The sequence below is a fragment of the Planococcus salinarum genome (genome assembly GCF_007004625.1).
Taxonomy (GTDB): Bacteria; Bacillota; Bacilli; order Bacillales_A; family Planococcaceae; genus Planococcus; species Planococcus salinarum.
Window position 1 is genome coordinate 1 of record NZ_VIFV01000004.1, and the last position, 19,932, is coordinate 19,932.

26 protein-coding genes are annotated in these 19,932 nt (G+C 47.0%); 13 read left to right on the plus strand and 13 right to left on the minus strand.

Going from position 1 to position 19,932, the window contains the following annotated elements; all coding sequences use genetic code 11:
* Nucleotides 1-131: 131 nt before the first annotated feature.
* Nucleotides 132-632, minus strand: coding sequence for a metallophosphoesterase family protein (locus tag DIJ65_RS04715; protein ID WP_117301716.1), 501 nt, complete (start codon nucleotides 630-632; stop codon nucleotides 132-134).
* Between the two features lie 151 nt (nucleotides 633-783).
* Here DIJ65_RS04715 and DIJ65_RS04720 point away from each other — a divergent pair, with 151 nt between their 5' ends.
* The 3 genes from DIJ65_RS04720 (at nucleotide 784) to DIJ65_RS04730 (ending at nucleotide 2,470) form a co-directional block, all read left to right on the plus strand.
* Nucleotides 784-1,071: a hypothetical protein gene (locus DIJ65_RS04720; protein ID WP_117301714.1), complete on the plus strand. Its 288-nt coding sequence runs from the start codon at nucleotides 784-786 to the stop codon at nucleotides 1,069-1,071.
* Between the two features lie 66 nt (nucleotides 1,072-1,137).
* Nucleotides 1,138-1,671, plus strand: coding sequence for a dihydrofolate reductase family protein (locus DIJ65_RS04725; protein WP_117301712.1), 534 nt, complete (start codon nucleotides 1,138-1,140; stop codon nucleotides 1,669-1,671).
* Between the two features lie 169 nt (nucleotides 1,672-1,840).
* On the plus strand, nucleotides 1,841-2,470 hold the full coding sequence (locus DIJ65_RS04730; RefSeq protein ID WP_185959490.1) for a cell wall hydrolase: 630 nt from the start codon (nucleotides 1,841-1,843) through the stop codon (nucleotides 2,468-2,470).
* A 96-nt stretch (nucleotides 2,471-2,566) separates the two neighbouring features.
* On the opposite strand, the gene DIJ65_RS04735 is transcribed toward DIJ65_RS04730, so the two are convergent.
* Entirely contained in the window at nucleotides 2,567-2,938 is a 372-nt protein-coding gene (locus DIJ65_RS04735) for a PaaI family thioesterase (protein WP_117301708.1), read from the minus strand.
* A gap of 183 nt (nucleotides 2,939-3,121) precedes the next feature.
* Between DIJ65_RS04735 and DIJ65_RS16645 the strand changes: the two genes are divergently transcribed.
* On the plus strand, nucleotides 3,122-3,346 hold the full coding sequence (locus DIJ65_RS16645) for a hypothetical protein (RefSeq protein WP_313903007.1): 225 nt from the start codon (nucleotides 3,122-3,124) through the stop codon (nucleotides 3,344-3,346).
* A 98-nt stretch (nucleotides 3,347-3,444) separates the two neighbouring features.
* Here DIJ65_RS16645 and DIJ65_RS04745 read toward each other — a convergent pair whose 3' ends face one another.
* From DIJ65_RS04745 to DIJ65_RS04760, 4 genes are all read right to left on the minus strand, one after another.
* Entirely contained in the window at nucleotides 3,445-4,254 is an 810-nt protein-coding gene (locus DIJ65_RS04745; RefSeq protein WP_230321376.1) for a carbohydrate ABC transporter permease, read from the minus strand.
* 14 nt (nucleotides 4,255-4,268) lie between these two features.
* Nucleotides 4,269-5,144: a carbohydrate ABC transporter permease gene (locus tag DIJ65_RS04750; protein WP_117301706.1), complete on the minus strand. Its 876-nt coding sequence runs from the start codon at nucleotides 5,142-5,144 to the stop codon at nucleotides 4,269-4,271.
* A 3-nt stretch (nucleotides 5,145-5,147) separates the two neighbouring features.
* On the minus strand, nucleotides 5,148-6,419 hold the full coding sequence (locus DIJ65_RS04755; RefSeq protein ID WP_230321374.1) for an ABC transporter substrate-binding protein: 1,272 nt from the start codon (nucleotides 6,417-6,419) through the stop codon (nucleotides 5,148-5,150).
* Between the two features lie 157 nt (nucleotides 6,420-6,576).
* Nucleotides 6,577-7,434, minus strand: a complete 858-nt coding sequence (locus tag DIJ65_RS04760; RefSeq protein ID WP_117301705.1) for a dimethylarginine dimethylaminohydrolase family protein — start codon at nucleotides 7,432-7,434, stop codon at nucleotides 6,577-6,579.
* Nucleotides 7,435-7,558: 124 nt separating this feature from the next.
* Between DIJ65_RS04760 and DIJ65_RS04765 the strand changes: the two genes are divergently transcribed.
* Nucleotides 7,559-7,981 carry a GNAT family N-acetyltransferase gene (locus DIJ65_RS04765; RefSeq protein WP_117301727.1) on the plus strand — a complete coding sequence of 141 codons (423 nt, stop codon included), beginning with the start codon at nucleotides 7,559-7,561 and terminating at the stop codon, nucleotides 7,979-7,981.
* A gap of 110 nt (nucleotides 7,982-8,091) precedes the next feature.
* Here the strand turns inward: DIJ65_RS04765 and DIJ65_RS04770 are convergent, their stop codons facing one another.
* Together DIJ65_RS04770 and DIJ65_RS04775 are read right to left on the minus strand one after the other, a co-directional pair.
* On the minus strand, nucleotides 8,092-8,469 hold the full coding sequence (locus tag DIJ65_RS04770; protein ID WP_117301703.1) for a nucleotide excision repair endonuclease: 378 nt from the start codon (nucleotides 8,467-8,469) through the stop codon (nucleotides 8,092-8,094).
* Between the two features lie 80 nt (nucleotides 8,470-8,549).
* Nucleotides 8,550-9,197 (minus strand): SDR family oxidoreductase, encoded by a 648-nt coding sequence (locus DIJ65_RS04775; RefSeq protein WP_117301701.1) that lies wholly within the window; start codon nucleotides 9,195-9,197, stop codon nucleotides 8,550-8,552.
* 167 nt (nucleotides 9,198-9,364) lie between these two features.
* Here DIJ65_RS04775 and DIJ65_RS04780 point away from each other — a divergent pair, with 167 nt between their 5' ends.
* Nucleotides 9,365-9,649 carry a DUF6509 family protein gene (locus tag DIJ65_RS04780; RefSeq protein ID WP_117301699.1) on the plus strand — a complete coding sequence of 95 codons (285 nt, stop codon included), beginning with the start codon at nucleotides 9,365-9,367 and terminating at the stop codon, nucleotides 9,647-9,649.
* A 162-nt stretch (nucleotides 9,650-9,811) separates the two neighbouring features.
* Here DIJ65_RS04780 and DIJ65_RS04785 read toward each other — a convergent pair whose 3' ends face one another.
* Nucleotides 9,812-10,552 (minus strand): SurA N-terminal domain-containing protein, encoded by a 741-nt coding sequence (locus DIJ65_RS04785; protein ID WP_117301698.1) that lies wholly within the window; start codon nucleotides 10,550-10,552, stop codon nucleotides 9,812-9,814.
* Between the two features lie 151 nt (nucleotides 10,553-10,703).
* On the opposite strand from DIJ65_RS04785, the gene hisC reads away from it, so the two are divergent.
* Both hisC and DIJ65_RS04795 read left to right on the plus strand, forming a co-directional pair.
* Complete coding sequence (hisC, locus tag DIJ65_RS04790; RefSeq protein ID WP_117301696.1) at nucleotides 10,704-11,813, plus strand: histidinol-phosphate transaminase; 1,110 nt, start codon at nucleotides 10,704-10,706, stop codon at nucleotides 11,811-11,813.
* 109 nt (nucleotides 11,814-11,922) lie between these two features.
* Nucleotides 11,923-12,840, plus strand: coding sequence for an NAD(P)/FAD-dependent oxidoreductase (locus tag DIJ65_RS04795; RefSeq protein ID WP_391527595.1), 918 nt, complete (start codon nucleotides 11,923-11,925; stop codon nucleotides 12,838-12,840).
* Nucleotides 12,841-12,978: 138 nt separating this feature from the next.
* Here DIJ65_RS04795 and DIJ65_RS04800 read toward each other — a convergent pair whose 3' ends face one another.
* Nucleotides 12,979-13,713 carry a YwaF family protein gene (locus DIJ65_RS04800; protein WP_117301693.1) on the minus strand — a complete coding sequence of 245 codons (735 nt, stop codon included), beginning with the start codon at nucleotides 13,711-13,713 and terminating at the stop codon, nucleotides 12,979-12,981.
* Nucleotides 13,714-13,866: 153 nt separating this feature from the next.
* Here DIJ65_RS04800 and DIJ65_RS04805 point away from each other — a divergent pair, with 153 nt between their 5' ends.
* Together DIJ65_RS04805 and DIJ65_RS04810 are read left to right on the plus strand one after the other, a co-directional pair.
* Nucleotides 13,867-14,166 carry a hypothetical protein gene (locus DIJ65_RS04805; protein ID WP_117301692.1) on the plus strand — a complete coding sequence of 100 codons (300 nt, stop codon included), beginning with the start codon at nucleotides 13,867-13,869 and terminating at the stop codon, nucleotides 14,164-14,166.
* Between the two features lie 427 nt (nucleotides 14,167-14,593).
* Complete coding sequence (locus DIJ65_RS04810) at nucleotides 14,594-14,962, plus strand: nuclear transport factor 2 family protein (protein ID WP_117301690.1); 369 nt, start codon at nucleotides 14,594-14,596, stop codon at nucleotides 14,960-14,962.
* Nucleotides 14,963-15,125: 163 nt separating this feature from the next.
* On the opposite strand, the gene DIJ65_RS04815 is transcribed toward DIJ65_RS04810, so the two are convergent.
* The 3 genes from DIJ65_RS04815 to DIJ65_RS04825 are packed head-to-tail and all read right to left on the minus strand — an operon-like array spanning nucleotide 15,126 to nucleotide 17,544.
* Nucleotides 15,126-15,698, minus strand: coding sequence for a 5' nucleotidase, NT5C type (locus tag DIJ65_RS04815; RefSeq protein ID WP_117301688.1), 573 nt, complete (start codon nucleotides 15,696-15,698; stop codon nucleotides 15,126-15,128).
* A gap of 12 nt (nucleotides 15,699-15,710) precedes the next feature.
* Entirely contained in the window at nucleotides 15,711-16,799 is a 1,089-nt protein-coding gene (ribD, locus tag DIJ65_RS04820; protein WP_117301687.1) for a bifunctional diaminohydroxyphosphoribosylaminopyrimidine deaminase/5-amino-6-(5-phosphoribosylamino)uracil reductase RibD, read from the minus strand.
* A complete protein-coding gene (locus DIJ65_RS04825) occupies nucleotides 16,786-17,544 on the minus strand; it encodes a GTP cyclohydrolase II (protein ID WP_117301685.1) in 759 nt (252 codons plus the stop codon). Before DIJ65_RS04825 ends, ribD begins: the two co-directional genes overlap by 14 nt.
* Before the next feature lie 255 nt (nucleotides 17,545-17,799).
* Here DIJ65_RS04825 and DIJ65_RS04830 point away from each other — a divergent pair, with 255 nt between their 5' ends.
* From DIJ65_RS04830 to DIJ65_RS04840, 3 genes are all read left to right on the plus strand, one after another.
* A complete protein-coding gene (locus DIJ65_RS04830) occupies nucleotides 17,800-18,294 on the plus strand; it encodes a ferritin (RefSeq protein WP_117301683.1) in 495 nt (164 codons plus the stop codon).
* Nucleotides 18,295-18,358: 64 nt separating this feature from the next.
* Nucleotides 18,359-19,090, plus strand: coding sequence for an ABC transporter ATP-binding protein (locus DIJ65_RS04835; RefSeq protein WP_117301682.1), 732 nt, complete (start codon nucleotides 18,359-18,361; stop codon nucleotides 19,088-19,090).
* The gene (locus tag DIJ65_RS04840; RefSeq protein WP_117301680.1) at nucleotides 19,087-19,839 is read left to right on the plus strand and encodes an ABC transporter permease; all 753 of its coding nucleotides are present in this window, start codon (nucleotides 19,087-19,089) and stop codon (nucleotides 19,837-19,839) included. The genes DIJ65_RS04835 and DIJ65_RS04840 overlap by 4 nt, the downstream gene beginning before the upstream one ends.
* Nucleotides 19,840-19,932 lie beyond the last annotated feature (93 nt).

The following is a 19,932-nucleotide window of genomic DNA, read 5'->3' on the forward strand; positions in this document are numbered from 1 at the left end:
GGGCTCAAAAGTCTGGTAGCACGTTATGAAACTTTGCGTTATGCATCTTAATTGAACCGCCGTATACCGAACGGTACGTACGGTGGTGTGAGAGGTCGGGAGTTAATCGCTCCCTCCTACTCGATTGGGGTTTAGATTTCCTTGTCAAAGTGGATGTGTTTCACAGTCCATTCTTCCCCGACCTCCAGAATGCCGAAGGAATATTGTTGCTGCATTCGCTTATCTGTGGGGGAACCGGGGTTGAAAAGGGTCACTCCACCGGTTTCTTTCTTTAAAGGGGTATGGGAATGGCCGAAGATGATCAGGTCAACTTCATCATGTTCAAAAGCTTCCATGGCTCGTTGTTCAGTGGTTTTCCTCAGGCCATCTCCATGGATGATTCCGATTCTCAAGTTTTCCACTGTAAGGATTTTCTTTTTGCCAAACCGGTCAACGATTTCCCAAGGATCGACATTTCCCGCTACACCGACAGTTTCAGCATAGGCCGAGAGTTCGTAAAAGACCTCCAGTGTCTGCCAGTCTCCGGCATGGATGATCAGGTCAGCCTCCTCGCAGGCATTCAATAAGATTTTCGGAAGATGTCTTGCCCGGGCGGGAATGTGTGTATCCGATAGAATGACGATTTTTTTCATTGAATAAGCCTCCTCGTACAGGAATTTATCCCCATGTTATCAAAGACGGCAAACTTAGTCTAAGGGGAATGCCCTAAAACCGGAATGGTTAATATTCCGGAAAAGGGGGAAATACATTACACAGCGCAAGTATAGATGTGGAGGGATTGAAATGGTAAGGAAAAATATAAATAAGCTGGTTTTTGCCGGAACAGCTTTTGCCGGGAGCATAGTACTGTTCAACTCGCTCAGAAAAAATAACGGAAAACGGGTTTGGGTATATGAAGACAATGACATGCGCAACAGCGTATCGGTTGATCGGGAAGAAAGCGTCAATGCCCAATACGATCATGCCGAAAAAGGCCTCACCCAATTGGATTCGGCCCATCGTTCCGAGTGGCAGGCGAACGCCTTTCCCCAAACACATCGGGAACTGGAAGACTTGGATAAGGACAGATAAAAAGCCTGCGGGCGTTTTAGGGCTTGCGTCGACCTGGAAGCTTTCAAAGGCAGGAGGTACGGATAAATGGCTGACAAAAGAAGAATCGTCTGCTATATCGCGGAAAGTCTGGACGGTTATATTGCAACAGAAGATGATTCCCTGGATTGGCTTTTCAAAGTAGACGGGGACGGCGATGCCGGGTATTCGGAATTCATGGAGACAATTGATACCGTAGTTATGGGACGCAGAACATATGACTGGGTGATGGAGATGGAAAAGGGCGAATACCCATATAAAGATCTCAAATCGTATGTTTTTTCCCGAACCATTCCTGCTTCCGAGGCCGGGGATGTCGAATTCATTGATATGGCGATACCGGCATTTGCGGAAAAACTGAAAGACGTTCCCGGTAAAAACATATGGGTGGTTGGCGGGTCAACGTTGTTGGCAGGTTTTTTGGAGGCCGGCCTCATCGATGAGTTTATCATTTCCATCGCTCCGGTAACCATCGGCACAGGAATCCCGCTGTTTCAGAAGTCCGTTCTCACCACAGAATACAAACTTAAGGACGTTAAAAGGTGCGGAGAGTTTGCTCAATTGCATTACGAATTGAAGTGAGATAATATAAAAACACTGCTTTATGAACCTGAAGAACGATAAAAAGAATTTCCTTTGAAATAAAAATAAAATGTTTAGATCTTTTCTCATAGGGAATTTCTATTTAGTAAGCAAAATTTTCCGAGTGTATTTTAAAATAAGGAAAATTTTTTTAGAATGGAGAGGAATTATGAGTATACTTAATCAAAATATATTTGGTGGAGCGGTTTTGGCCGTGATTTTTTTATGTCTTCCTCTGAGTGAAGCCAACGCGGCTCAACACAGAATTTCCGGACCAGGAGTGGAGAATGGGGATGAAATCCAGAAGCAACTGGCCCGGATGGGATATTACGATGAAGACATGACAGGATACTTCAATGTCATTACGAGCAACGCAGTAACCCGATTTCAAGAAGATTATGGATTGCCTCCAACCGGCATTGTCGGTCCCGACACCATGGTCAAGCTTGAAAATGTGGAAATGATGGCGAAGATTGTCCATGGGGAAGCCCGAGGGGAAAGTTTCATCGGCAAAGTGGGTGTGGCAGCCGTCATATTGAACCGGATTGAATCTTCAGGTTTTCCGGACAGCATCGAAGAAGTCATTTTTCAGCGCAACGCATTTACAGCGGTAATTGATGACCAATATTTGCTGACCCCGACCAAAAGCGCATACGATGCGGTGAAAGAAGCGATGGTGGATGATGCGGACCCGACCATGGGAGCGGTCTTCTACTATAACCCGGATGGTGTCAGCGACGAATGGATTTTCTCCAGGACGGTCCTGACACAAATCGGCCGCCATTTCTTTGCAGAGTAAAACAGCAACTGGAAGTTTAACAGTATGAACTCCAAAGACCACATTGAAGTGGTCTTTTTTTGTAGATATAAACGAGGCATTTTGAGATCCTCTATATTATGTATTGAAGAGAACCGCTTTCGCTTTGGTGATGACATGATCTTCGTCATCGTATATCAGGCAATCGGCATGAACCAGGTTGCGCCCTTCTTTGACTGCGAATGCACGGGCAGTCAAGACAGCGGCATTGCTGCTTTTCAAAAAAGTCACATTCAAATCCACAGTCACGGCCTGCTGCCTGCCTTGTTCATCGGGAGCGACTGTATTGCACAAAGCGACTTCGGCCAGCGTGGAAATGATACCGCCATGGATAAGCCCGGCACTGTCGATATACAATTCTTTGATCGGCAATGTTACCTTGACACTATTTTCGGTGGTTCGTTCGTATTCCATTTCGAGGAACTTATCGAATGGCTGGCGGATGAACATGGATGAAACCTCCTTCAACGCATTTATAATCTCTACAAGGATGTATTCGCCCTGCAGGGGCCTGAATCCTTTTCATCTGCCTGGTTAAAATGGCTCTGAGCTGCAGACGTACATTCTCTGCAAGTCCTGCTTGCCAAATTCCGATCTGCTACACGGCTGGTGATGCATGCGGGTCACGTGTTGGTGGGGACCGGCATCCTTCTTATCTGGCAGGGGCCATGGAGATGGGATACTCCCTGGATTGTCTTGACGCTTGCGGTGATGTTTTTGTCCGTGTTTTTCCTGGCCCGGGCATTTTCTCCGGTGCTGAGAAAATTCGAAGAGCCGGCTGCCGACCAAAATGCGCTGACCGCAAAATTGGCACGGTCGCTGTGGATTTACATTGTGCTTTTATTGTTGATGCTGTGATTTATGGTGGACAAGCCCATGCTTTGGCATTAAACAAAAAACGGGTGGCAAGCCGATAAACAGGCAAGCCACCGGTTTTTTTATTTTTGCATAAAACTTTATCCTTTCAACGCGCCAGCGGTCATGCCGGCCACGAAGAAGCGCTGCAGGAAAACGTAGGCAATGACCATCGGAGCCGATGCGATGATAACGCCGGTAAACAGCATCGGGTAATTGGTCGAATATTGGCCCTGAAAATCGAGCAAGGCAAGAGGCAGGGTTTTGTATGCATTATCCGTGATGAAAAGCAGCGGATAAAGCAGATCATTCCAGTGCATGACAAAAAGGAAGATGGCTGTCGCGGATAGGGAAGGCAGAGAAAGCGGAAGGGCGATTTTCGTATACATCTGCCAATTCCCGGCTCCGTCTATCGTCGACGCTTCGAATAATTCCTTCGGCAAAGTTTTCATGAAACCCGTCAGGATAAAGACGGCGATGGGCAGGGTAACAGCGATATTGACCAGAATCAGGCCAAGCAGGCTGTTCGTCAAATTCAAATCCAGCATCAACGAATACAGGGGGACCATATTAACCTGAGCAGGCACCATCATGCCCAATGTAAACAGGGCGAACAGGAGGTTGCCGATCCAATTGTTCAAACGGCTGATGCCATAAGCAATCATGGAGGCGAAAAACAATGTCAATGCGACGGAGAACAAAGTGACAATGGTGCTGTTCATGAAATACCCCGCCATTGTCTGCTCCTGGAAAATTGCGCTGTAATTGCTCCACTTGAAACCGTCTGCAGGAAGCCCAAGAGGATCCCGAAAAGTTTCCTGCAGCGTTTTGAGGGAAGTTAGAACAACCATCAGCAGCGGTATTAAAATCAATAAAGCATAGACTGCCAAGGAAAATTTTCGGAACAGCAAAAAATCCCCTCCTTCTAATAAGAAATCCTGTCCGAACGCAATGCTTTGAATTGCAGGAAAGTGATGGTTGCGATGATGATCATGAAAAGAACTGAAATGGAACTGGCATAGCCGAAATTGTAACTTCTGAAGGCAACATCAAAAATATAAGTGGCAATAATTTCTGTCGAATTGTTCGGACCGCCGCCCGTCATGGCAAAAACCAGGTCAAACGCTTTGAATGACTGGATCGTCGTATACGCGATGACGATAGTGGCGGAAGGAGCAAGCAGTGGCCAGGTGACTTTGGAGAAAGTCTGCCATTTGCTGGCTCCTTCAATTTTCGCCACTTCATACAGATCCTCGGGAATTGCCTGAAGACCGGCAACAAAAATGATCAGCATCTGCCCTGCATGGAACCAAACTTGAGTGATGGCCAGGGAATAGATGGCAATATCAGAATTGCCAAGCCAATTCTGCTGCAGAAAATCGAGCCGCAGCAATTCCAGTATCTGATTCAGGATCCCTAAAGATGGATCGTAGATAAATGACCAGATAAAGGCGACAGAAACCGACGAAAGAATCGTCGGAAAGAAATACAGCGCCCGCAGAAACAAATTGGCTTTCGTATTTTTCAGAACAATCAGGGCGAATGCGAGTGCCGCCAAGGTTTGGAAAATGACAACTGTGAGCATGAATTTCATATTGTTGCCGACAGTCTTGCGGAAAACCGAATCGCCGGTCAGCGCCCGTTCATAATTTTGGGTTCCGATGAATTGGAAAGTATCGCTCAGGCCATCCCAATCAGTGAAGGAATAGAACAAGGCACTGACAGTCGGGTACAGGAAAAAGATGCTGTAAAGAAAGAGCCCCGGTATAAAGAACAGGTAGATCGTCTTTGAAATTTTCATTCATTATTCCCTGTTTTCATCGACTATCTGCTGTGCTTCTTCCGCCGCTTCCATCGGTTCAGCGCCTCCCAGGACATTTTCAATCGAACTCAGGACGGCCGCTTCAATCTGGGCATTCGTAATAAGGAACCGGGGTTGGAATCTGGTTTTTCTTTCATCGATCCAATAGGCGGTATTCTGCAACACTTCAGATTCGTATTCTACGCCGTTTACCGTCAAGTGCTGTCCGGTTTCATTGGCATATTGCGAAGCGATTTCAGGTTTGCTGAGAAAACGGATAAATTCTTTCGCTTCTTCTTTCTTTTCGGATTTGCTGTTGACTGCCAACATGAAAGTGGCGGTATTGATGCCTTCATATTGTGCTTCACTTTCTTCTACTGTAATCGGAGCCATCAAGTCGAGTTCCAAATCAGGATTTAAATCGAGCAGCGATGCCATGTGATACGAGCCTGTGGCAAGCATGGCCGCTTCCTCATTGGCCACCATCGCCATGGCTGAATCCTGGCTGGTTCCGAGGGCATCAGGCTGAATATAGCCGTTTTGCTCAAGAAGCTGGAAATCTTCCAGCGTTTTTACCCACCATTCGTTGGTCAGGGATTCTTCGCCGTTCTGCAATTTTTCGAAAATGTCCTCATCGGGTGCATTGTTCATCATCATGCTGTTCATAAATTGGTTGGGCCCGATATCGGCTCCCGGGAAAGCGATGGGCGTGATGTCATTTTCCAGCAATGTATCGGCCATCTCCTGGAATTCAGTCCAGCTTTTAGGGACTTCCAGGCCAAGTTCATCGAACATGCCTTTATTGTAGACCGGCATATTGAATACCAATTGATAAGGAAGCGCCAATTGCTGACCGTCCTTTTCGCCCACAGTAATTAAACTTTCATCAAAATTATCGACGAAGTCCTCTCCGCTGAGGTCTTCAAAAAATCCGGCGTTCGCGATTGCTTCGAATTGTGCTCCTGGGAAGGAAGTGAAGACATCGCCGGTTGATCCATCAGTCAGCATCCGTTGGCCTGTGGCCTGGTATTGTTCTGATGGGTAGATATTCATCTCAACACTGATTTCAGGAAACTCATCTTCGAATTGGGCGATGATGTCATTGAAAACCTCTTTATCTTCTCCGCGCCAATGGATAAAACTGATTTGCGTTTGATCTTCGGATCCATTTTCCGTCTCTGTAGTGCCGGTTTCTGTGCTTTCTCCTGCACAGCCTGCCAGAAGGAGCGGAAACATGAAAAATAACGAGATAAATGAAGTTTTTCTGCTGATCATTTTAAATCCTCCCTTTTCATTTTTCTGTTTATTGGTTACCTTATCTACTGTTATACCGTATATTTGCCATGAATGACAGAAAAATTAGATTTTTTATTTTTGGGTTGGCGATTTCAGTATATAAAAAGAGCACAAGCGGTGACTTGTGCTCTTTTTATCATTCTTCCCTTATTAATGGAAGGGTAACACAGCGGAATGCACCGCCAGATTTAATGATCTCAGAGAAATCCACTTCGATGACCCGGAAATCATTGGCTCTCAGAAGGGCATTCACTTTTACATTCTGAGGCTGGCTGAAGACCCGGCGTCCGCCAATCGAAAGAACGTTGGTGCCGAGCGCAAATTGTTCTTTGGCATCGACAGGGATGAGTGTATATCGCCTGGAAAGCATATCAATCGTTTCTTTGTCCAAGGCTTCTTCAAAAATCAATGCTTCTGTCGGCGAAAGTATATTGAAGACACAATCCAAATGAAGATACTTTTCGTCAAACGATATCGGGATGACTTTGGAATCAGGAATCTTTTTTTGCAATTCGTCTATTGCATTTTTGCTGGTGCGGCTGCTGATTCCGACATAAATCGTTTCCCCATCGAGGAGGACATCTCCACCTTCAACACGGTTTCCGCCAAGGGTTTCCGACTTGAATTGATTGTTTTTAAGCCATTTCTGCAGGACGCCTTCTTCGCCCTTTCGGATTTCTGCAGCCATTTCGGCAATGTAGACGGTCTCGCCGACTGTAAAACCGATGTCCCGGGTGAAGACTTGCTCCGGAAAATCTTTGGAAGGTTCCAGTAAATCGGTTTCGACACCTTCACGTTGCAATGCCCGGAGAAATTCTTTATGCTGCTGCATCGCTTTTTCGGCATCAATATTTTCATCTTCATATTTCTTCTGGACGTCATTGATGACATCTCTGATTTCCATAAATTCCGGCGGGCACAGCAGAACTCTGCGTAAAGAATCGTATTCACTCTTACATTTGGCCGACGGGGAAGATTTTGTAAATGCTGTCATATTAGCTCCTCCAAAAATTCTAGTTATTAGTAGGGCTATTCCCGTTTTTGGAGTGAATTAAAACATGAAAAATGAGAAGATTGGGGTGGGAAATGGAAAAATAGAAGTAAGGGGGAAATTCATGATGGAAATTATACGTCAGGAAGTTCAGGAAGACCGCGATTTTATTCGCCGGAAAGTTATCGAGCATAACAGAAACAGCCTGCCGGAGCAGCAAGGGAGCCCATACGGCAATACCAGTTTCATGGCAAGAGATGAAAACGGAGAGATCGTCGGGGGCATCACGGGGACTTATTTCTGGCAGCATATGCACATCGATTTTTTGTGGGTCGACCCGGCTCAGCAGGGAAGTGGAATCGCCGCTCAATTGATGGCGAGGATGGAAGAGTATGCGCGTGAATTGGGATGCAGGCTGATAACGGTGGACACGTTCAGCTTTCAGGCGCCGGGATTCTACCGGAAACAGGGATTCAGTGAATTCGGAGTGCTGACAGACCATCCCGCAGGCCACAGCCAGCATTACTTTGAGAAGCGGCTGGTTGAGTAATTACAGGTGAGTTGTATATTATAGAAAACAAAAAACGGACACCCATTGGGTGCCCGTTTTGCTTTGTCCAGACTCCGGCGACCCAACTAAACGGGTGCCGTCGCTTTTCTTTATTCCTGATAAAAGACTTTATCTACATTGTATTTCGCTTTTTGCGTGTTGATCAGGTATGTTTCGTAAATTTCACGCTCCATCGGATCTTCGACGATGGAAATGGTGATGTGGTGAACTTCATCACGGTGATTTTTCAGTGGTGAGACATTGTCCTCGAAATGCTTTTTCACACGCTGGCGCAGTTTGCGGGCTTTGCCGACAAACAGCAACTCGCCGCTGTGGTTAAAGAATTGGATAATGCCGCCCTTGTCGCGTGGAATCTCATGCAGGTCGATAAAACCGTACATCGGCTTGATCACCGCTTCGTCGCCTGTAATTTCCTGTTTGCGCTGTGTAATCGTCACATCCGCTTTTGGTGGTTGAATATTAATCATGCTTATCACGTCCTCTATTATCGTAATGCTCATTTTAACATAAAAGAGAGCGGAAATCCATCCGCTCTCCAGCTGTTATATTAAACAGACTCCAATTGTGTTTCAGCGTCTTCTTCACCTTGCAATATTTCAAATACCTTGCCGTAAGTGTTCTGTCTTTCCAGGACATCCACAAGGACATGAGCAACATCCGCGCGGGGAATTGAACGGCCTTCCATCGATTTGAATCCTTCTGCCGAAACTTCGACTTTTCCTGTTTTTTCTTCATCAGATAAAGCGCCGGGGCGGACGATGGTATAGTCGAGCTTTGTCGCCTGCAGAATTTCATCGGCTGTCCGTTTTGCAACGAGGTAAGGTTTCATCTCTTCGCCGCCGGCATCGGGATTGTCCGATCCCACAGATCCGAGTTGCACAAATCGCTTCACGCCTTTGTCTTCCGCGTACTTGGCGGCTTTCACCGAGCCCCATAAATCGATTGTCAATGTTTTTTCTGCTCCGGTTTTCGGTCCGGATCCGGCGGCGAAAATGACTGCATCGACATCTTCGAAGGCTTCACTGAAATCTCCTTCGAGATCGCCCAGTACAACCTTGGCCGCTCCAAGCTCCTGCATCTTCTCTTTTTGTTCCTCTTTTCGAACCATCGCAACAGCATTGTGGTTTGTGTCAGCCAGTTCTTTTACAATGTTTCTTCCGACTTGTCCATTTGCTCCAATAACTAATACGTTCATTTAAAATCCACTCCTCATAATTATCAATATCTTATTATTATTCCCTAACTTTCAGCGGATAAACAATATATCAGCATATACACCATTTTCCTGTAAGGCATTTGCCGTTAAAGCTTTTAAAACCGGCAAGAACAAGCTAGAATAGAGACAAGACGGAGGTGGACCATATGGAAATTACAGATTTTACATTTCACAAAATTAATGATCCAACGGGCATAATGGAAAGTGACCGTTATGAATTCTTATTGACGGTTGAAGTGGATGAAGAAGACGAACTTTATACGGAAGCTGGCCTGGACCTGCGTGTGATCATGGCTGCCGACGAAAATGGAGCCCGTATCGCCCATTATAATTTCATGGACAAGCAAACCGGAAAAGCGATGGAATTCGCACTGGAAGATGATGAAGAAGCAGAAGTACAGGCGTATTGCCGCGACAAACTGCAGTTGTAAGAAAAGTGCATGCGCCCGTACAGCGCCAACAGGCTTAAAGTGAACTTCCGAAGCGGCGCTCTTTGCCGCACAGTAAGGACAGCTTAAGTCGGAGGGGCTGGCCGTTGGAGTCTGGACAAAAAAACCTCCAACCCGTAAAGGTTGGAGGTTTTCTCATGTTGTTTAAATTTTCACTTCGATATCGGCCGCTTCTTTTAATTCTTCAATGCGGTCGTATACAGCCTGTTTTTCATTCTGCTCTTCCAATGATTGGCGGATCATCGGTTTCATTTCTTCAAATTCCGGTGTTTCACCTTCGGCGGAGTCTACATAACCCTGATAGGCCGCTTCAAGTGCTTCTTCTGTCACTTCAGCGCCTTCAATCTCTTCTGCAAGATAGCTTTCATAGATCAATTTATCCCGGAGCTGGAGCTTCATGTCTTCCAGAGTGAAACCGGTTCTTTCGAGAGTGGCATTCATCTGCTCTTCATTTTCGAATTGATTTTTCATGTCTTCAAAGCGCTGCTCCAAAACTTCCGCATCCACTTCATGCCCTTTTTCAACAGCGTCCTGGATAATCAGTTTGTTGCCTATGATTACAGCAACGGCTTGTTCTTTCACTTGTTCGGCCACTTTCGGATCCGAAGCTTTCTTGCCCTGTGTAGCCAACGAGCTTTCCAATTGGCGTGCTACGCTGTTGTAGACTGTGCCATTGATCTCTTCACCGTTGACCACTACAACCACTGCGTCTGCGGCCGGCAGCTCAAGATCCGTATCCGGTGTGTCGATGACGGGTTCAGCGGCGGCATCGGAGTCGGCCGTCACTTCGGCTTTTTCAGTGTTTTCCGCTTGCTCGCCCTCCGAGCAGGCCCCCAGAAAAAGCAGCGCGGCAAGGGGGAAAACCATTAATATTATCTTTTTCATCGTGCGATTCTCCTCTTCGAATGGTTCTCGTTAAAGTAAACCATACTTGTGGGAAGGTTACAAATACTTGTTTATTATCGAACTCCCGAAAAGATGGTATGATTAACTAATTATTTTTATTACCACCCAATACAATCATGGAGGAATTTGCATGCCGAATATCAGCAACATCAAAACACGTAAAACCCTTGATATTATCCAACCATACTCCCCGGGAAAGCCGATATGGGAAGTTCAAAAAGAATTGGGGCTCGAACGCGTTATTAAAATGGCGTCCAATGAAAATCCACTTGGTCCGTCTCCCAAGGCAGTCCAAGCCATCCAGGCAAGCCTCGCGGACCTGAACCGCTATCCCGATGCAGACGCCAGTGTGCTGAGACAGGCGATCGCCGAAAAATACGGCGTGGGCAAGCAGCAGGTCATCACCACAAATGGTGCGGACGAACTGATTACCCTTATCTCGGAAGCATTCCTTGAGCAGGGAGACGAAATCATTGTTCCGTCACCGTCATTCAGTGAATACGATTTCGGCGCCCACATCATGGGAGCTGTGGTCACCCCTGTGTCTTTTGACGAAGGGTTCGAGTACAATATCGACAAATTAGTCGACGCTGTAACGGATAAGACCAAAATCATCTACATCTGTTCACCCAACAACCCCACCGGGACGTATATCTCCAGAGGGCAGATGGAGGAATTAGTGGAAAAGCTGACAGATGTACTGGTGGTCTTTGACGGCGCCTACAGCCAATTTGCAGATGAAGAGGATTACACGGATGGACTTGAGTTTGTTGCTGCAGGCCACCCGGTGATTGCGTTGCAGACGTTCTCCAAGATTTATGGAATTGCGGGCGTACGGGTCGGCTTCGGCATCGCCTCGGAAGAAATCATCACCTCCATCCTGAAAGTGAAAGAACCGTTCAACGTCAATACGCTGGCCCAAATTGCGGCAGCGGCGGCCATCACCGATACCGATCATGTCGAAGCATCATTCAATGCCAATCTGAAAGGACGCGATTTCCTGTATACCAGCTTTGAAAAGTTGGGCCTGGCTTATACAGAAACAACCGCTAACTTTATCCTTGTGCAGGTCGGCCCTGATGGCGAAGACGTCTACGGGCAGCTGATGGCACACGGAATCATTGTGCGCTACGGAAAAACCTGGGGGTTGCCTGAGCACATCCGGGTCACGATAGGCACAGAAGAAGAAAATGAGCTTTTCATCAAAACACTGACAGGCATTTTAACGCCGTTAAAATAATCGGAAACCGACTCCCCGTTTGGCGGGAGTCGGTTTTTTGATTTTCCGGGAGGGAGTTTATGGAATGCATGATAAGGGAAAAAACAGGGCAATAGCCTAAGGGGAAGAGGTGGAAAGCTTGATACATGATTGTGCCATTATTGGTGGCGGACCAGCGGGGTTGAGTGCTGCACTCGTACTGGGCCGTTCAAAAAGAAATACGCTGCTGTTCGATGATGACCATGGGCGGAATCTGGTGACGAGAGAAGCGCATGGTTTTTTGACGAGAGACGGCATTCAGCCGGAAGAATTGAAAAGGCTTGGCCGGGAAGATGTTGCGGCCTACGATTGTGTCCAGATACAAAAGAAGCGGGTTATCAGCATCAAACGCATTACGGAAACCCATTACCAGTTGGATACCGAAGATGGCGAGACTTTCCACAGTATTAAAGTCATCATTGCCGCCGGTTTGAAGGAAGAGCTGCCGAATATACCGGACATCGAAAAATTTTACGGAACCAGTTTGTTCAGCTGCCCATATTGCGATGGCTGGGAGCTTCAGAATCAGCCGTTGGCAATCATCGCTGATAAGATGGTTTACGATCTCGCGAAGAAAGTTTATACGTGGAGCAAAGATCTGGCAGTTTTTACAAATGGCGTCGGCAGGCTGGAAGAAGATGAAAAAGCGAAGCTGCAAGCCAAAGGGATCCGCGTTCACGAAGAAATGATTGACGGCTTGGAAGGCGAAGGTGGACAATTACGCAGCGTCAGGCTCGAAGATGGCACACTGATAGACCGCACGGGCGGCTTTACGACACCGACATGGAGCCATTCCACTCCTTTTGCCAAGGAGCTTGGCTGTAAAACGAACGAACACGGGGGGATTCTGACCGATGATTACGGCCGGACCAATGTCTGGAATGTTTATGCAGCAGGAGATGCCTCGTTGATTGTGCCGTCCCAGCTGATCATTGCAGCAGGTGAAGGCAGTGCGGCCGGCATCGGCGTCAACGGCGATTTGACCAATGAATACTTTGACGCTGAATAATGTTACTTGATTCGGAGTGCCGAGAAAATAAGGTTGCTTCAGTCATTTCACTCCGGGCGTCGGCAGGTTTTTGGGGGCTGTTTTGCGGAATAGCGGTTGTCATTACATCTTTCTCGACAAGCTAAAAAAAGACTGCCGTTACGGCAGCCTTTTTTGTTTTTTTATGATAAATTGCTTCCACAGGAAAAATTGCAACAGAAATATGACCAGAGCTGTGATTCCTAAGTTCAGGTAATACCAGACCCCATCTCCGAAGAATCTTAGAAGCGTATCAGCGGTCGGCAACCCTGACAGATACAAATAATTGGAGCCGGTCAAAGGGTTTACTGCGAATCCGATGACGACTGCATAGGCGACCAGCAGGCCGAACACTTTGAAAACAGAACGCAGGCTGATGATGTCAGGTTTGGAAAGGGCCGCGAACAGGGAGGCCCAGGGAATGGTCATATGAAGGATGAAAAACACCCAAAACCGGTAATGGTGATAATCATAAGGCATGTCGGGGGTGACCAAAGCGAGAAACGAAGGAACGATGCCGATGAAAAAAGAAATCTGTACCCAAATTTTCCGCAAGGTCAGTAGACCGATCATGGCAATTAAGGAAGCGATCCCGCATAAATGGAGCGGCACATGTCGCGAGAAAGACCAGATACCGTTTGAAAAAGCCCAATATTGATAAGAAGTCTCGCAGAGCACCAACACCGAAAAGAAAATCCAGCGCATGATTTGAAAAGAACGGGATTCCTTCCTCAGCCGTTCCCTGAAAAGGAGCAGCAGAATAATGCCCAGGACCGCCACAGTCAGCACAATGATATGGCTTGTCGAAAAGGGGACGAAATACTCTTCCGATGATATGCCGAACCAGCTGTCCATTCAATATCGCCTCCTTATCCAGAACTTTTGTGTGAAAATTGTATCATTTTCTTTAACCTCCCGTCCATCGGCTTTTAATAGCCCGAGTTGGTTGCCCCAGTAGCTGGGGATGGGGTAAACTGCATAAAAGAGTATGGGGAGGCTTCCGGAAAAATGGAACAATCGAATTTATTGTCTGCCATCACTTACGTCAATACGGAACGTTCCATTGAGGCGGGAGAGATGAAAATTACCAAAAGCGAGTATGATCTTCACCTGTATGAAGATGTGCTTGTTTCTTCCACTGCCACGTTGAGCCTGACGAATGTCTGGGATATTTCCTATAAATCATTTTCGGATAATGCCAATCTGCTTTATCTGCATACACATAGAGGAGTCGTTACGTACAACGTACACAGCGATCCAAATAAGTTTGTCACCACTTTCAAAAGGATCAAAAATGCCAATTACTGAATAGAATTGAAAAACAAAAGCTGCCGGGGAAACCCGGCAGCTTTTTCTGTTGGTTGAGAAAGAAAAGTATGCAATCGATATTCCGCAAAACAGCTCCGCTTGCCAAAACCCGTGCTCCTGCATCGCTGCGCTAGCTTCGTCGCAAAGAGCCGGCCTTGCAGGCTACGGCCAACTCTTGGCTCGCGCTGAGCTAACTCGGTCTCGTTGCACTTCGCCCGAGTGGATCCTGCACTTCGTCGGCATCCGCCTGCTCTCCTGGGCGTCTGCGCTGTTTTGCTCCATATCACCAATCACTTTCAATATAGGATATTCATTTCCGCTTTTTCTGTGGAGGAGTTTTAGCGGACAGCGCATAGGGAAATGAATAAACAAATGCTTTTCATTTTGACTGATTTTAAAAATCGGACTCGAAAAAGGAGTGGGATGGATGACAGGCACAATCGAAACGGCAGAGAAATGGACAGAAAAGGTGAATGCAAAAGATGTAGGCGCGGTGCTGGAGATTTCAGACCACAACATTGAATTGTTGGGGCCCCTTGGGGCATCTGAAGGACATGAGACACTTGCCGAATGGATCCGGAATTCCGACATCAGGCTTGCTACGAAATCCCATTATGCGAAAGGGGATTGTGTGATATGTGAACAGGAAGCCACCTGGGAGCATGAAAGCGGCCACGTCACAGTTTATACATTCATGGAAATAAGAGAAGGCAAAGTCCACAGAATCGGTCGCTTCGACAGCCTTGACGAAGCATTCGGCTATTGTCCTTTAAGCGAAGAGGATAAAGTGGATTAAGCAGAAAGTTCTGCTGCTCATAATATAGAAAAAACCGGCCCCGAAATTTTCGGCCGGTTTTCAGGTTGAGGACATTATTGTTTTCGACGGTGCCCAAAAGCGCTTTAAAAAATGGGGCGACACAGAAAACCGGCTGTTGATCAGCCATCACGGATTTTCTGTATCAGTTCATCTCTTTCCTGAGCTGCTCATGCAACTCGGCCCAGTCACTGAATCGGGGCAGGTTCATGTGCCGGTTATAGGACTGGTCTTTGACAAATACATTCAGGCCTTCGTCCGCCAAGGTTTCAAGCACTGCGGGCTTATCATCAAAATAATAATCGAGGCCGAGTGTCTCGATCACCTGAACTTTTTCATTATCTTTCATTCCGCAGTGGAATTGATCTTCCTGGAGCGGAAAACCCTGTTTTTTCAGCCAGTCTTTTGTGTCCTCGGCGTGTTTTGCGGGCCGTGCAGTAATGTAGTGAATTTCATGTCCTTCAGCGGCGAGCTGCTGCAATACCTCCACTGCGCCTGGATAGGCAGGACAATCCGTGTAATAAATATAATCCAGTGACCGGTTCCACATTTCTTTTCCCTCTTTATCAGTCATGCCAAATGCTTCATGGATTTCAAGACGGTCAAGGGAATGGAATACATCGATCTCCACTTCCTGTCCAAGTTGTCTATTATAATAGTGAAATGCATATTCACGCAAATTGATCAAGGTATCATCTACATCAAAGCCGAATTTCATATTGTTGATTCCTCACTTTTCAGGATAACCGGTAAATTTGAAGTCTTTGCCGATTTTTGTGAATTCACCATCGGTCAGTTCGACGGCATCTTTCATTAGCGCGAACCCGTTGCCTTCAAGAAAAGTCGGCGCATCTTTTCCGCCAACCAGTTTCGGAGCGAAGTACAGCACGACTTTATCAATCAGGCCGTTTTCAAGAAAAGCTGAATTGACGGTGCCCCCCCCTTCGATAAAGAGGGAAGAGACGCCGTTTTCACCCAAGATCCGCAGCAGATCGTTGACATCGGTGCGGGTTTCGCCTGAAGTCACGAAGATGCGTATTCCTGCATTTACCAGCTGAACTCCTTTTGCTCGGTCGTATGTCCGGCTGGTGAAAATCCAGGTCTCTGCCGCCCCGTCGTTAATCACTTTGGCTTTCGCAGGCAGCCGCAGGGAAGAATCGAGGATCACCCGAATCGGATTGCGGCCGTTTGGGACACGGGCAGTCAGCGCGGGATCATCTTCAATGACTGTGCCTACACCTACGAGAATTGCCATATTCTCACTGCGCATTTCATGGACGTCCCGGCGCGCGCCTTCGGATGTGATCCATTTGCTGTCGAGCGTACGAGTAGCGATTTTGCCATCAAGCGTCGATGCGGCTTTTAATGTGACAAACGGCCGCTTCGCCGTGATGAATTTGTTGAATACTTCGTTCATCTTGAGAGAATCGCTTTCCCTGATGCCCGAAACCACATTGATTCCGGCGTCTTCCAGCATTTTCACGCCGTTGCCGGAAACCAGCGGATTCGGGTCGAGTGCGGCTATTATCACTTCTTTTAGGCCTGCATCAATGATGGCCTGGGCACACGGGCCCGTCCGCCCGAAATGGGAGCAGGGCTCCAATGTGACGTAGATCGTGCCGCCGCGCGCCGCTTCGCCAGCCATCCGTAAGGCATGGATTTCTGCGTGGGGTTCGCCGGCTTTTAAATGGGCGCCGACGCCGACAATACGGTTATCGTTGACGATGACCGAACCGACGAGCGGGTTCGGGTCCGTTTGGCCTTTCATGGAACGGGCATTGCTCAGCGCCAGGTCCATGTAAAATTCATGACTTGGCATGGATACTGTCCTCCCCTTTAATGTGGCCGGAGCGTTTTACTTTCGTATCCAGATAAGAAGAATTGTATTCGGATTCATCCCCCCAGAGAGAAGTCCGCTCGGCAATCGCCAATCCGGCTTTTTCAATGGCGTCCACTTTCTTGGGGTTGTTCGTCATCAACGTCACAGGTTTCGTACGCAACGAGCGCAGCACAGCTATGGCATCATCGTAGTTTCTCGAATCGTCCATATACCCGAGGCTTTCGTTGGCTTCAACCGTGTCATAGCCATTTTCCTGAAGCACATACGCCATGGCTTTACTGAACAGGCCGATTCCACGCCCTTCATGATTTGCCAGGTAGAACAAAGCCCCGCTGCCGTGCTGTGCGATGCGCTTCATGGATTGTTTTAATTGGAAACCGCAATCGCATCTTTTGCTGCCGAAAATGTCTCCGGTGTGGCAGATGGAATGCATGCGGATCAACGCGTCTTCAGAGTTTTGAAAATCTCCATAGACCAATACACTTGATTGCTGATATTCAGCCAGGTTCGAGGAAGATAATTTTTCTATGATGCTCTCGTAATCTTCCGTTACTTCATCAAGGTTCAGCCAGCAATACCAGTTGAAAACAATCGTATCGCCCTCCAGATTGACGGGAAGGCGGATTGGACCGACCAGATAAATGGCGCCTTCCTGTAATTGGATCATCTTGATTTTATCTTTTAAAATCGCAAATACTTGCGGTTCCAGCTTCATTTGTGACATTCCAATTCCCCCATAAATACTGTAATAAAATTATCGTACTACATTCAGTTACTAAAAATAAGTAAACGGTACTCGATAAATGAAATGATTTCTCTAATCGATAATTATTATCGATAAAAAATGGTTCTTTTACTATTATAATTGATTATCGTTCTCAATTAAAACATTTATTCTCAATTGCTTTGCATTGGCTGTTCGTTGTGTTATATTATCCACATTAGAATAATTATAATTTAGAAAAGGGAGGAATTAATGATGTTACCAGAAAAATTAACAAACGCACTGAACGACCAGTTTAACAATGAATTACAGGCGGCTCATGCCTATACGGCAATGGCAGCGTATTTTTCGAAAAAAGGATATCACGGATTCGCCAATTTCTATTTGGTCCAATCGCGGGAAGAGCATTTTCATGCGATGAAGTTCTACCATTATTTAACGGCAATGGATGAAAAACCGGCGCTGCAAAGCCTGTCTGAACCGAAAAATCATTTTGTCAGCGCAATTGATGTTCTTGAAAGTTCATTGGCGCAGGAAAAAGACGTGACCAGCAATATTTACGCACTGGTGACTTTGGCGGATGAGCTGCAGGAACACGCCACTCTGTCTTTCCTTGACTGGTTTATTGAAGAGCAGATGGAAGAAGAAAAAACATTCCGCGATATTATTACGCGTGTAAGAGGCATTGAAGAGGGCGGCGAATACTTCCTGAAAATGGACGATGAATTTGCATCCCGAAAACTGGAATAAGAGTGAGGATAAAACAGCACACTGCTGACTGTGTGCTGTTTTTCTTTTGAAGGGAGGACGAAGTGTGACGATGGATTATAAACCGGCCATCCATTTTAACGACGTGAGCTATTCAATAGAAGACAATCAAATACTCCGGAGCATCACCGGTTCTTTTCCGGAAGGAAAAATCACGACATTGGTCGGTCCGTCCGGTGCCGGCAAAACGACGTTATTGAAATTGTGCAATGGCTTGTTGTCTCCCCAAAAGGGGGAGATTTTTATCAAAGGAAAAAAGATCAGTGATTTTGAACCGGTCGAGCTTCGCAGGAAGGTCGGCATGGCTTTGCAGAGCGCACCGATGATCGGGGGCACTGTTTATGAAAACCTGGCATTGCCAATGGAATTGAGTGGAGACAAACTCGGGAAAGAAGAGGCGGAAAGCCTGCTTCAGGATGTGGGGCTGGAAGCGAAATTTCTGGAACGCAAAATTACAGACCTCTCCGGTGGGCAACGCCAAAAGGTCTCCATTGCCCGGACGCTTGTCAATAAACCGGAAATCCTGCTGCTCGATGAAATCACCTCGTCACTGGCCCGGACTTCGCTGAAAGAAGTGGAAGAATTGATCGCATTGATCAACCGGAAATTCGGCACGACCATTATTTGGATCACCCACAACCTCCAACAGGCACTCGACATAGGCGACTATACGTGGGTCATGATGGACGGCGAAGTCGTGGAAACCGGTGAAAGCGGCCTGTTGCGTGCACCGGTCAATGACCGTGTGAAATCATTTGTTCAGGGGGGAGCGGAATGACGTATTTAACATTATCGATCACGCTGATTTTTGTCGTGATTCCGCTTGTCCTGTCCAAGACATTGAATCTGGGTCTGGAACGCGACACCATCATCGCAACAATTCGTTCCATCATCCAGCTTCTGCTGGTCGGGTTCATATTAAAATTCGTTTTTGATTCGGAGAGCCTGCTTTATATTTTCCTGATGGTGACATTGATGATTGTCGCCGCAACGCATAATGCCAGAAACAAAGGGGCGTCGATCCAGGGAATCACCTGGAAGCTGGCAGCCACATTTGTGTTTGTGGAAGTGCTGACCCAGGGAATCCTGATCGGCTTGAATATCACTCCTCCGACGGCACAGTATATCATCCCCATCAGTGGCATGGTCATCGGAAATTCGATGGTGCTGTCCATTCTGTTCCTCAACCGTTTTACGGCGGAAGTCGAATCGCATCAGGATGAAACCGAACTGATCCTGTCGCTCGGGGGGACGCCGAAACAGGCGATCCACCGTCAATTGATCAATTCCATAAAGGCCAGCATGATTCCAACCATTGAAAGCCAGAAAACGGTCGGACTGGTGCAATTGCCGGGCATGATGAGCGGGCAGATCATTGCGGGGGCGGACCCGATCCAGGCTGTTCAATTCCAACTGCTGATCATGTTCCTGCTGTTAACGACAGCAGCAGTGACGAGCGTAATGCTCGGCTTTATGTCCTATCCGACATTGTTCAACCAGCGAATGCAAGTCATACAAAGGAGCTGATCCAAAAGGGTCAGCTCCTTTGCATGCTGATAAGCGGCATTGCCCTCGGTACAGAGGCAAAGAGGTACCCATTGCTTTCATTATTGTGGTAGA

Bases quoted from the DNA above. Each gene is read 5' to 3' on its own strand.
- DIJ65_RS04775 (WP_117301701.1), bottom strand. From the start codon at position 9,197: ATGAACGTATTAGTTATTGGAGCAAATGGACAAGTCGGAAGAAACATT.
- DIJ65_RS04810 (WP_117301690.1), top strand. From the start codon at position 14,594: ATGACAGGCACAATCGAAACGGCAGAGAAATGGACAGAAAAGGTGAAT.
- DIJ65_RS04725 (WP_117301712.1), top strand. From the start codon at position 1,138: ATGGCTGACAAAAGAAGAATCGTCTGCTATATCGCGGAAAGTCTGGAC.
- DIJ65_RS04720 (WP_117301714.1), top strand. From the start codon at position 784: ATGGTAAGGAAAAATATAAATAAGCTGGTTTTTGCCGGAACAGCTTTT.
- hisC (WP_117301696.1), top strand. From the start codon at position 10,704: ATGCCGAATATCAGCAACATCAAAACACGTAAAACCCTTGATATTATC.
- DIJ65_RS04730 (WP_185959490.1), top strand. From the start codon at position 1,841: ATGAGTATACTTAATCAAAATATATTTGGTGGAGCGGTTTTGGCCGTG.
- DIJ65_RS04750 (WP_117301706.1), bottom strand. From the start codon at position 5,144: ATGAAAATTTCAAAGACGATCTACCTGTTCTTTATACCGGGGCTCTTT.
- DIJ65_RS04785 (WP_117301698.1), bottom strand. From the start codon at position 10,552: ATGAAAAAGATAATATTAATGGTTTTCCCCCTTGCCGCGCTGCTTTTT.
- DIJ65_RS04830 (WP_117301683.1), top strand. From the start codon at position 17,800: ATGTTACCAGAAAAATTAACAAACGCACTGAACGACCAGTTTAACAAT.
- DIJ65_RS04840 (WP_117301680.1), top strand. From the start codon at position 19,087: ATGACGTATTTAACATTATCGATCACGCTGATTTTTGTCGTGATTCCG.
- DIJ65_RS04805 (WP_117301692.1), top strand. From the start codon at position 13,867: ATGGAACAATCGAATTTATTGTCTGCCATCACTTACGTCAATACGGAA.
- DIJ65_RS04765 (WP_117301727.1), top strand. From the start codon at position 7,559: ATGGAAATTATACGTCAGGAAGTTCAGGAAGACCGCGATTTTATTCGC.
- DIJ65_RS04735 (WP_117301708.1), bottom strand. From the start codon at position 2,938: ATGTTCATCCGCCAGCCATTCGATAAGTTCCTCGAAATGGAATACGAA.
- DIJ65_RS04800 (WP_117301693.1), bottom strand. From the start codon at position 13,713: ATGGACAGCTGGTTCGGCATATCATCGGAAGAGTATTTCGTCCCCTTT.
- ribD (WP_117301687.1), bottom strand. From the start codon at position 16,799: ATGCCAAGTCATGAATTTTACATGGACCTGGCGCTGAGCAATGCCCGT.
- DIJ65_RS04825 (WP_117301685.1), bottom strand. From the start codon at position 17,544: ATGTCACAAATGAAGCTGGAACCGCAAGTATTTGCGATTTTAAAAGAT.
- DIJ65_RS04815 (WP_117301688.1), bottom strand. From the start codon at position 15,698: ATGAAATTCGGCTTTGATGTAGATGATACCTTGATCAATTTGCGTGAA.
- DIJ65_RS04715 (WP_117301716.1), bottom strand. From the start codon at position 632: ATGAAAAAAATCGTCATTCTATCGGATACACACATTCCCGCCCGGGCA.
- DIJ65_RS04780 (WP_117301699.1), top strand. From the start codon at position 9,365: ATGGAAATTACAGATTTTACATTTCACAAAATTAATGATCCAACGGGC.
- DIJ65_RS04755 (WP_230321374.1), bottom strand. From the start codon at position 6,419: ATGATCAGCAGAAAAACTTCATTTATCTCGTTATTTTTCATGTTTCCG.
- DIJ65_RS04770 (WP_117301703.1), bottom strand. From the start codon at position 8,469: ATGATTAATATTCAACCACCAAAAGCGGATGTGACGATTACACAGCGC.
- DIJ65_RS04760 (WP_117301705.1), bottom strand. From the start codon at position 7,434: ATGACAGCATTTACAAAATCTTCCCCGTCGGCCAAATGTAAGAGTGAA.